The organism is Occallatibacter sp., assembly GCF_049510455.1.
In the GTDB taxonomy this organism is placed as follows: domain Bacteria; phylum Acidobacteriota; class Terriglobia; order Terriglobales; family Acidobacteriaceae; genus Telmatobacter.
This window is the reverse complement of sequence record NZ_JBEKYX010000128.1, coordinates 1-9733: the sequence shown is the minus strand read 5'-3', so window position 1 is coordinate 9733 and position 9733 is coordinate 1. Positions and strand designations below refer to the sequence as shown.

General features: G+C 58.4%; 9 protein-coding genes. 3 read left to right on the top strand and 6 right to left on the bottom strand.

Going from position 1 to position 9733, the window contains the following annotated elements; genetic code table 11:
* The first annotated feature begins 6 nt into the window (after positions 1-6).
* The gene (locus ABSG47_RS18730; RefSeq protein WP_424171354.1) at positions 7-450 is read left to right on the top strand and encodes a (deoxy)nucleoside triphosphate pyrophosphohydrolase; all 444 of its coding nucleotides are present in this window, start codon (positions 7-9) and stop codon (positions 448-450) included.
* 39 nt (positions 451-489) lie between these two features.
* Here ABSG47_RS18730 and ABSG47_RS18725 read toward each other — a convergent pair whose 3' ends face one another.
* Positions 490-2268 (bottom strand): VWA domain-containing protein, encoded by a 1779-nt coding sequence (locus tag ABSG47_RS18725; RefSeq protein ID WP_424171348.1) that lies wholly within the window; start codon positions 2266-2268, stop codon positions 490-492.
* 129 nt (positions 2269-2397) lie between these two features.
* Between ABSG47_RS18725 and ABSG47_RS18720 the strand changes: the two genes are divergently transcribed.
* Positions 2398-2883: a helix-turn-helix transcriptional regulator gene (locus ABSG47_RS18720; RefSeq protein WP_424171345.1), complete on the top strand. Its 486-nt coding sequence runs from the start codon at positions 2398-2400 to the stop codon at positions 2881-2883.
* A gap of 119 nt (positions 2884-3002) precedes the next feature.
* The gene (locus tag ABSG47_RS18715) at positions 3003-3551 is read left to right on the top strand and encodes a DUF4199 domain-containing protein (protein WP_424171342.1); all 549 of its coding nucleotides are present in this window, start codon (positions 3003-3005) and stop codon (positions 3549-3551) included.
* A 161-nt stretch (positions 3552-3712) separates the two neighbouring features.
* On the opposite strand, the gene ABSG47_RS18710 is transcribed toward ABSG47_RS18715, so the two are convergent.
* From ABSG47_RS18710 to ABSG47_RS18690, 5 genes are all read right to left on the bottom strand, one after another.
* Positions 3713-4963, bottom strand: a complete 1251-nt coding sequence (locus tag ABSG47_RS18710; RefSeq protein ID WP_424171339.1) for an Nramp family divalent metal transporter — start codon at positions 4961-4963, stop codon at positions 3713-3715.
* A 224-nt stretch (positions 4964-5187) separates the two neighbouring features.
* Complete coding sequence (locus ABSG47_RS18705) at positions 5188-6405, bottom strand: lactonase family protein (protein ID WP_424171337.1); 1218 nt, start codon at positions 6403-6405, stop codon at positions 5188-5190.
* A gap of 106 nt (positions 6406-6511) precedes the next feature.
* Positions 6512-7744 carry a lactonase family protein gene (locus tag ABSG47_RS18700; protein WP_424171334.1) on the bottom strand — a complete coding sequence of 411 codons (1233 nt, stop codon included), beginning with the start codon at positions 7742-7744 and terminating at the stop codon, positions 6512-6514.
* A 174-nt stretch (positions 7745-7918) separates the two neighbouring features.
* Positions 7919-9265 carry a beta-propeller fold lactonase family protein gene (locus tag ABSG47_RS18695; protein WP_424171331.1) on the bottom strand — a complete coding sequence of 449 codons (1347 nt, stop codon included), beginning with the start codon at positions 9263-9265 and terminating at the stop codon, positions 7919-7921.
* Positions 9266-9606: 341 nt separating this feature from the next.
* A partial coding sequence (locus ABSG47_RS18690; RefSeq protein ID WP_424171351.1) for a M13-type metalloendopeptidase occupies positions 9607-9733 on the bottom strand: 127 nt, incomplete at its 5' end.

The following is a 9733-nucleotide window of genomic DNA, read 5'->3' as shown; positions in this document are numbered from 1 at the left end:
GAAGCCGTGGAGAACGTTCAGCAAGATTCCTCCGGCTCGCGGTCATCGTCCCCGGCTTTGCGCTTTGTGGTTGCGGCACTGATTATGCGGGGGGGTGAGGTTCTGATCTGCCAGAGGCGGCCTGACCAGCCTATGGCGCTCCAGTGGGAGTTTCCAGGCGGCAAAATTGAGCCGGGCGAGAGTGCGGAAGAAGCGCTGGCGCGCGAACTGGATGAGGAGCTTGGCATCCGGGCGACGATTGGGCCGCCGGTGACGCATATTCGGCATAACTACCGCAATGGCGGCGCGGTTGACCTGCAGTTCTTTGCGGTGCGCGAATTTACGAATGAGATTACGAACCGGATCTTTGCGCAGCTGGTCTGGGCGAAGTTGGAAGACCTGCCGACTTATGATTTTCTCCCCGCGGATCGCGGGCTGGTAAGGGATCTGGCGCAGGGAAAGCTGCTGTAAGGCTGGCTTCTACGTAAGAGGCAGCTCAGCAGTTTTTTGTTACTTTGCCGAGACCTGTAACGGAACCACGGAACTTAGCGCGACTTCCATCGTCCCGGCTTTATGCGATGCCTGGTGATAGACGCCTGTGCGCAGCCAGTACTGACCTTTGGCAGGCACTGCGAGCTGCGCATGCAACTGAACACCTGTCTGCTGGAATGCCTGGTACATATCCGGTGTGATGTTCAGGTTCACCAGATGGTCTTCGTGGCTGATGATGTTCCGCAAGCGGTCGTATACAACTAGAGAAACGTTCAGAGCGCAGTTTTGTATACCGTCCGCGCCGGGAGTTAGCCGCAGATCCTTCAGATCGACGGCGAAGTCGACTTTGTATTCGTTCTTGTCCTTTTTATCCGCGGGCTCGTTGCCGTTTGCCGCTACAGGAGAGATGCGAACCTCATAGAGAATCTGCTCGCTTTGCGGCATTCCCAGGTCCATGTAGGGCAGCAATGGATTGACCGCTTCGGAGTTCTGTGCGGCTGGCTTCTGGGATTTTTCGTTCCGAATGCTGATTGCGCTGCCGGGTTGGCGCGTATCCACGGCAAAGTAGCCGCGACGATAGGAAAGGTTGTACTTTCCTCCTGTGACGGTGACCTCGATCTTCCGAAAGCTTCCGTCCATCTTCGCGTTGGCCGGCGTGTAGGAAAGCGTATAGAAATGGCTGCTGTCGGCTGTGACCTTGTCGATCAGGTCGGAGATCCCGTTGGTGACGAATGCCCGTCCGCCCGATTGATCGGCCATGAGCTGCGCATTGAGCTGGTCGGTGATGCGATTCCCGTCGTCGCTATTCATCGAGGCCGAGAGCACACTGCTGCTGCCGGTAACCTGTGAGGTCTTTGTGTAGGACTGAGACAGGTTGTTTTCCGCTGTATAGAGGTTGTAATTGACGATTCCATTCGCATATACGGGATAAATTGCTGCGCGTGCCGTCGCAAGCATGGCGAGTGTTTTCTTGAGTTCATCGTCGATGGCCGGATTGCCCGTTGTTCCTCCGGGCCGGAAGACAGCTGGCGGTTTTTCTACGAACCAGAGGATGTTTTTCCGTCCGGGAAAGCCATTGAGAAAAGCTGCCAGGCGTTGCAGGTTGGCCAGCGTGATCAACATCCGGGCGTCGGTTTTCGTGGAATTGATCTCTCCGAAGAATTGTTGCAGACTGCCGGCCCCTGCCTGGTCCGTCATCCGAGATAAGCTCTGCTCGGCAGCGGTTTCTTCCTTATCATTCATCAGCGTTGAGGTTTCCACCTCATTGCTCTTCCTGTTGTCGAGTGCGGTGGCCAGCACCGCCGGATCGTCGTTGAATCCCTGAATAAAGCGCAGTGACTGCCCCATTGCAAAAATCGCAGATCGCGTTCCCGGCTTCGCGCTCTTGAGGAACTTCATCATCTGGTTGTGCACATCGCTCTGGCTTTCCATGCCTGTGTTCAAGGAATCCAGCAGCAGCACATTCACCGTAGGCGGCTGCGGAAACGGCGAGAAGTTGGTAAACACGTCAGGAGGAAGTTTGGGCATCTCAGCCGTCTGGGCGAGATGGGCGGGGCCGTTCTCCTCAAAGAACGAGACGGCTTGCGGCTTGCTTTGCTCCATCACTGTAAAGGCTGATTTTGGGAGCCCGGTCACCGGGTTGCCCGCTGAATCGGTCACGATCACATCCACAAGAACGGCGCGGCTGTTGATTTGCAGCCTGGACGCCTGGGTGTTAGCGTCAGACACCGCAGTTTGTGCGAGCAACGCCCCGGCAAGACTTATCAAGGTTATGCAGCAAACCAGTGTGCGAGACATATAGTAAGGTCTCCCCGACGAGGAAGCTTACCATAGCTCATAGCCTCGGTGCGGGAACCAGGATCATGGCATGAATGAGCATTCAGGAACACTGTACAGAGCGGGGATATACTTTTTCAGAACCCCATCATGAAGCGCCACGTTCTCATCTTCGGTCTTGTCGGTGGGCTGCTCATCGCTATTCTCCAGTACACGGAATATCGCTTTGTCGTTATCGAGCACTCCGTTGAGCTTTACGGGGCGCTCGTTGCGATTCTCTTCGCGGCTTTCGGCATCTGGCTCGGCCTTCGCATTACGCGCGGACGCGAAACGATTCGCGAAACGGTGGTGGTGAGGGAAGTGCTTGTTGCTGCGGAGGCGGCCGCCCCACTCGCTTCCGATGCGGCTCCCTTCGCTCCTGATACGGCCCGGCAACAGAGCCTTGGCATCACGGCGCGCGAACTCGAAATTCTCACCCTGGTTGCCCGCGGCTTGAGCAATCGCGAGATCGCCACGCAGCTTTTCGTTTCCGAAAACACCGTGAAGACGCACTGTGCCCGCGCTTTCGACAAGCTTGGGGCTGCGCGCCGTACCCAGGCCGTTTTGCGCGGCAAGGAGCTGGGTCTGCTGCCGTAACCGCGTCATCCAAAAGCACTATTTCTGGTTAATTCCTCAAAATCATGCGAAAGTATGACGACATTCGACCACGTTTCACTGCATGGTGACTCCATCCTCAGTTGCATCAGGAGCTTTACATGAAGAAAACCGTTCTGACTTTCGGCCTCATCGCCGGGCTGGTCATCTCCGTCCTTATGGACGGCAATGTTCTGCTCATGAACAAGATTGGTTCCGGCCACAGCCTGGTTCTCGGCTACATCACCATGGTGGCGTCGTTTTTGCTTGTCTACTTTGGCATCCGCAGCTACCGCGACAACACCCTCGCCGGCCAAATCTCTTTTGGCCGCGCCTTTGCCTGCGGCATCCTGATTACCCTTATCACCTGCGTCTGCTACGTGGCCACGTGGGAGATTCTCTACTTCAACTTCATACCGCACTTTATGGACGGCTATTTTGCCGCGCAGATTCATGCGGTCCAGACCTCGGGACTTGACCCCGCTACCGTAGCCGCGAAGGTGGCTAAAATACAGCGCTCGCAGCAGGATTACCAGAACCCCGTGATCAATATGGCCTATACGTTCATGGAGCCCCTGCCAGTCGGGCTGCTTATCACTCTTATCTCTGCTGTTGTTCTGCGCCGGAAGACTTCTGTTGAAGCCACTGCTGCTACGGCCAGCAGGCTTTAGGCAGTGGCTGACGAATCTCTTCGAGTGCATTCCACTGCTAAAAGCATCCCTCAGGGGCTAAAGCCCCACCGTTTTTCGGTCATTTTCGGCAGGGCTAAAGCCCTGCCCTACCAGTCTTGCCCTGATACAAAACAAGTCGGGGGCGATTCGTCAGACACTGCCTAATGGCCGGGGATCATTCCCCAGAGCATGACGAGCGTCAGGCCGACGACGACGATGCTGGTTGCCCATGCGATCAGATTCCAGAGGCGGGAGTTTTTGTAATTGCCCATAAGGTCTGACCGGTTGATGAGCAGCAGCATGAGGATAATGATGACGGGGAGCAGGATGCCGTTGAGGACCTGCGAGGCCACTGAGAACTGGATCAGTGTGGCGTCCGGCAGCAGCAGCACGGTGATGGCTCCGCCGGCGATGAGCAGCGTGTAGAGCCAATAGAAGAAAGGCGCCTGGCGGAAGGATTTGTCGACGCCGGATTCGAGGCCGAGGCCTTCGCAGACGGTGTAGGCCGTGGAGAGCGGCAGGATGGATGCGGCGAAGAGCGAGGCGTTGAAGAGGCCGAAGGCGAAAAGGACGAAGGCGTAGTCGCCGGCGAGGGGCCGCATGGCTTCTGCGGCGTCCGATGCGACCTTGATCTCTCCCATGCCGTGGACAAAGAGCGTGGCGGCGCAGGCCACGATGATGAACCAGGCTACCAGATCGGTGAAGAAGCTGCCCACGATGACGTCGAGGCGCGAGGCGGCGTAATCCTTGACGCGGATGCCTTTTTCGACGACCGAAGATTGCAGGTAGAACTGCATCCACGGAGCGATGGTGGTGCCGACGATGCCGATGGCCATGTAGACGTAGTCTTTATTGCGCCAGACGGATTCTTTCGGCATCCGCACGGTGGCGAGAAGGGCGTCATGCCAACTGGGTTGCGAAAGCACGCCGGTGAAGATGTAGGCGATGTAGACGACGGAGGCGATGAGGAAGATTTTTTCCGTGCTTTTGTAGTCGCCGCGAACGACCATGAACCAGACGAGCAGGGCGCAGAGCGGCACGGAGATGAACTTGGTGACGTGGAAGAGGTGCAGCGAGCCGGCGATGCCGATGAACTCCGTGACCACGTTGGTGTAGTTGACGAAGACCAGCGCCACCATGAGGACAAAGGTGAGGCGCAGGCCGAATTCCTCGCGGATAAGGTCGCTGAGGCCCTTGCCGGTGACGACGCCCATGCGGGCGCACATCTCCTGCACGACAATCAAGGCGATGGTGATGGGAAGGATGGTCCAGAGAAGGCTGTAGCCGTACTGCGCGCCTGCCTGGGAGTAAGTGAAGATGCCGCCGGAGTCGTTATCGACGTTTGCGGTGATGAACCCGGGGCCGAGCACGGCGAGAAAAAGCAGAATTCGGATTCGCCATCTCTTGAGCATCCGCGCGGGTTCCTGGTGGAGGGGTCATGTGTCTTACTGACCATAACAGAGAGCGGGGATCAGGTAACAGGGATCGGAAAACAAAGGCAGGCTGATCGGATTCGGCGCGACAAAAGGCAATCGATGCTTACCTGGATGCGAAAAAGCAAGTGGCTGGAAAAGAAAAGCCCAGCCGGTTGGCTGGGCTTTTTTCTATGAATGCAGTTGCGAGTTACCGGGCTGGTTTAGTTCGTAACTATCGCAGTGGAGTGGTTGCCGTGCGGGACGGCGACCAGGGCTGTGGGTTTCTCCTCAGACGGGTAGGGAGTGGCCTGAGTCTGGCTGATGACGCCGGTATTCGTGTTGAGCCTGAAGCCGGAGACCGAGTTGCCGAGCGTGTTGGCGGTGTAAACGTAGCGCGCTTCGGCAGGCTCGACGACGATGGCATTCGGCTGCGTATCAGTGGAGGTGTTGGATGAGCCCGTGGTGCTGACAGTAGCGGAAGGAATACCGTTGGCCAGATTGATGGCATAAGAGGAAACCGTAGAGTCGAGCGCGTTGGCAACGTAGATGAATTTACCGCGCGGGTCGATGGTGACGGCCGAGGGCTGGTTGCCGGTCTTATAGGGGCCGCTGATCAGGTAGTTCAGAGTGGTTCCGGAGGAGATGCCGAAGCCGACCATCTGATTGGAGGCGTAATCCACGATGTAGACGAACCGGTTGGCGGGATCGGCTACGAGGCCTGAGGGCTTGACGCCTGCCTTGTACGGGCTGTTGGCTGCTGCTGTAAGCCCGCCACTGGAGCCGATGGCGAAGCCGTAAACCCAGCCAGGGTTGGCTGTGCTGGTGGTGGTTCCACCGGGGTTGTAAGCAGACTGGTCATACACGGTGGCGTAGACGCCCGCGCCATTTTGCATGACGGTGACGGCGGTGGGCAGCACGGTGTCGCCCTCGTAACCGGGAATGGTGAGGGCCTGCTGCGCAACGACGGAGCCGATCTTGCCGGAGGAGAGCGAGTACTCTGCCAGCGTGGCGGAGCTGCTTCCGTAGGCGACAAAGAGGTCCGATCCGGAAGGAGCGACGGCCAGCGCGACGGGCGTGTCGCTAAGGGTGATGGAATCGGAGTTTGTGAGATTGCCCGAGCCATCAATGGTGAAATGCACGACGGTGTTGTTGCCCTGATTGGCCACGTAGAGGTTGGTGTAGGAGCCATCGACGGCCAGGGCCGCGGGTGAGCTGCCGCCGGAATCGACGGGCGAGCTGCCGGTGTTGTTGGCATAGCGCAGAGCGCCGGACTCGGAGTCGACCGCAAAGGTCTGGATGGCGCCGCCGCTGGTGGTTGCTGCGGAGCCGGCGAGAAAGACATAGTCAACGGTCACGAGCTGGCAGGCGGTAAGAGCAGCGGCCACAGCCAGTCCGATTCCGGAGGCCAGTGCGAGCTGGCTGAGTTTGCGTAACTTCATGCGCTTCCTTTTATTCCGGGCGTCCGTGAGAAATGCCCGGGCAATCTGTTTCAGTTGTTCCTTATGGATTGTAAAAGTCCATAAGGAGGAATTTCCAGAGCGCACCTTACTGCTTGGACGTGGCTCCGTGTGGAATGGCGGCCACGGCGGTGGGGTTGGCGCTGGCGGTGAAGGGCGTGCCCTTGGAGTTGACGAGTGAGCCGCTATTGGCCTGAACCTGGAAACCCGAGACCGAGTTGCCGAGGAAATTGGCAGTGTAGAGGAACTCGTTGAGCGAGGGGTCGATACCGATGGCCACGGGCTGCGTGCTGGTGGTATAGGTGCCGATGCTGGTGAGGACGCCGCCGGAGAGGGTGTAGGCGGTTATGGTCGAGTCCTGACTATTGGCAACGTAGGCATATAGCCCCTTGGCGTCGACAATTACAGCTGAGGGCAGGTTACCGGCTTTATATGGGCTGCCGGAGAGCGGCGTAAGGCTGCCGGAGCTTGCGGCAAAGCCGAAGACGGCGTTACTGCTCGAATCCGTGACGTAGACGTATGCGCCGGTGGGGTCCGAAGCAATGCCGGAAGGATAGATGCCGGCAGGGACTGGGATGCCGTTGTTCACCGGCGAAAGTGCGCTGTTGGCAACTGTGAAGGCGAAGACGTAACCCACGCCCGATGTGGTGTCGTATGCGCTGACGTAGGCATTACTGCCGTTAGCGGCAATTGCGGTTGGCAGAATGATGTCACCTGGCGACGACGGAAGCGTGAGCGGCCAGTAGCTGGTGCTCAACGCTGCGTTGACCGCGGCCGTGCCAAGCGTGCCGTTTACAGGGGTAGAACTCGTACTTCCGGCGGTAGTGTTATCGGTGACCTGGATCGGGTACATAGCGATGGAGCCAGTGCAGGGCGAGGCAGTGGAGCAACTGGGCAATGGCTGGTATGTATCCGCGACAAAAAGGTTGGTGCCCGCGATGGCGGTGGCGATGGGGAAGATACCAGGCGTGTTCACGGTGTTCTGCGGGTAAACCTTGCCGTCATTGCCGATGATGAACTGGACGATGGTATTGTCGTCGCGGTTGACGACATAGAGATTGGCGTGATCGGAGGAGACGGCTTCGGCGACGGGGTTACGGCCGCCGGAAGGGAAGGGCGAGGTGGGAATCTGGCGCATGACGCCTGATTCCGAGTTAATCTCGAAGACGTTAATTTCGCCGTAGTTGTTGGTGCCGGCCGCCTTGGCGCTGGAGACAAAAACAAAATCTGTCGTGAGCGTGGCGCAGGCGGAGAGGAAGCCGGCGGTTGCCAGGCTCACTGCAGAGGCCAGCAACAATTGGCTCGATTTGTTCAACTTCATGCGCATCTTTCGTCCGCTGGCCAGTTTTGGCCTGCAATACCCTGTTTGTGAATTGAAGCTCCGAAATGCGCCTTGCGGCGTGTACGGAGCTTCAATTCTGAAATCGGATGGATTCCGCACCTTACGGAATCCCGGAGCGGGAAAGACGTTGTGTCCATCCCGCTCTGGATGGAGCTAGCTGGTGCGACCATTGATCAGGCAGTAGGCGGCCGGACCGTTCAACGTATAGGTCTTGTTGGCCGATCCAGGCAGGCTGCTGAGCGTGCCCACGTTCGGGTCAAGAACCGAGCCGGTGACCGACGAGTCATTAAAGTTGGCCGTATAAAGGAACTGGTCCGAGGGGTCTTCCACCAGGCAGGAAGGACCGGCGCCGGAGCCGAAGGGGCTGCCGGACATGGTGGTCAGCTGGCGGCTGCTGGTGTCAATGACGTACCCCGCGATGCCGCTCTGCGTATTGGTGACGGTGGCGTTGGTATTGTCACCCGCGTTGGCTACATACACCCATTTACCCTTGCTCTCAGCCAAAAGGAAGAGAGGATTGGTCTGTGCCGGCACGTCCGGCACAGCGCCGCCGGTCTGTGCCTGCAGCGAGCCGCCTGAGCCTACTGAAAAGGGCAGAATCTGCGAGGGCACGGTCACAGGAGTATTGCTGTTGGCTGGCGTATAGGTGATCGGCTCGTTATCCAGAATATAGACGAAGGAGTTGCCGGCCTGGATGGCGGTGGCCTGCGAGGCGGTAATCGTCTGGATGCTGTTCTGGCTCAGAGTGAGCTGGCCGGTGGTGTTATAGGCGTACGGGAAGACGAAGTCGCCGGTGGCAGGGGTTCCCGAGAGGGTGAGGACGAAGTTGGAGCTGAGCAGGACATCGATGGGGTTGGCCGGCACCGGGAAGTACGTCAACTGCGAACCATTCGCAGCGGTGACCTGCGCATTGAGCACGAGGCTGAGCCGGCCAGTGGTGGGATCCACGTTGAAGACCGTGATATCACCGCAGGTGGTGACGCCGGCTCCAAGCGCCGCGGCGCAGGAGGAATCGTCCGGAGCGTCGTGGTCGAGCACGAAAATGTGCCCGCCGGTAGCATCGGCGAAGATTCGGAAGGGATTCTTGCCCTGCGTATAGAAGGTCTGCTGGGAGACGAGGGCGCCGTTACCGGCGACGGAAAACTGCACAATGTTCGCCTCGGCGCAGGCGGGATCGCTGGCGTTGGTGGTGCAGTCAGAGCCACCCTGGTTGAGAACATAGAGGAAGCGGCTGCTAAGGAGGAGCACTGCACGACTGGGGTAAGAGCCGCCGGAACTGAGGGGCATGCCATTAATGGTTGCCAGTCTGCCGGTGTTGTGGTCGATTTTAAAGCCGCTGATGATGCCCTGGCCGGCGCTGCCGCTGGTGCCTGTGGACTGTGTGCCGGTTACATACAAAAAGCCAACGGTGTAACTCTCAACGCAAGACGTAACGCTGAGGATAGCGCCTAGTGAAACTGCGCCCATCAGGAGGGCCTTGCCGAATTTCCTAAACTTCATGCGATTCCTTCATCCTGCTCTGGCGTGCTCGTCAGGCGTGCTGCGCCAAGTGTGGTCGTTCCCTGCGGAGCGCTGGGTTGGGATGGGTCCCTGCTGCATTGTAAAAGCCGAGGGTGCGTTGTGCCTAATTTACGGTCTCGCGATCTAGAAACCGTAACAAAATCAGAGAGGAAAGCTACTTGCGGTTGGACGGGATGCACCTGAAAAAGGTCAACGCTGGCAGCAATGCGAGATGCGGAAGCTGCCGGTGAATATCCGCCTCGCCGCATTGTGCATAAAAAATCCCGGATCGCTGCGCTGCGGCAATCCGGGACTGGGTTTCCGGGATCAGGTTTTTGGGTTTACCAGACCCGGCAGGAGTTGACCGGGTACATGGGCTGGCCCTTGGTGCAACTGAAGGCTTTGCCGAACTCGTCGAAGTTCTGCACGGCGCCGTTGACGCGCCACTTGCCGGTGGAGTGAGGATCG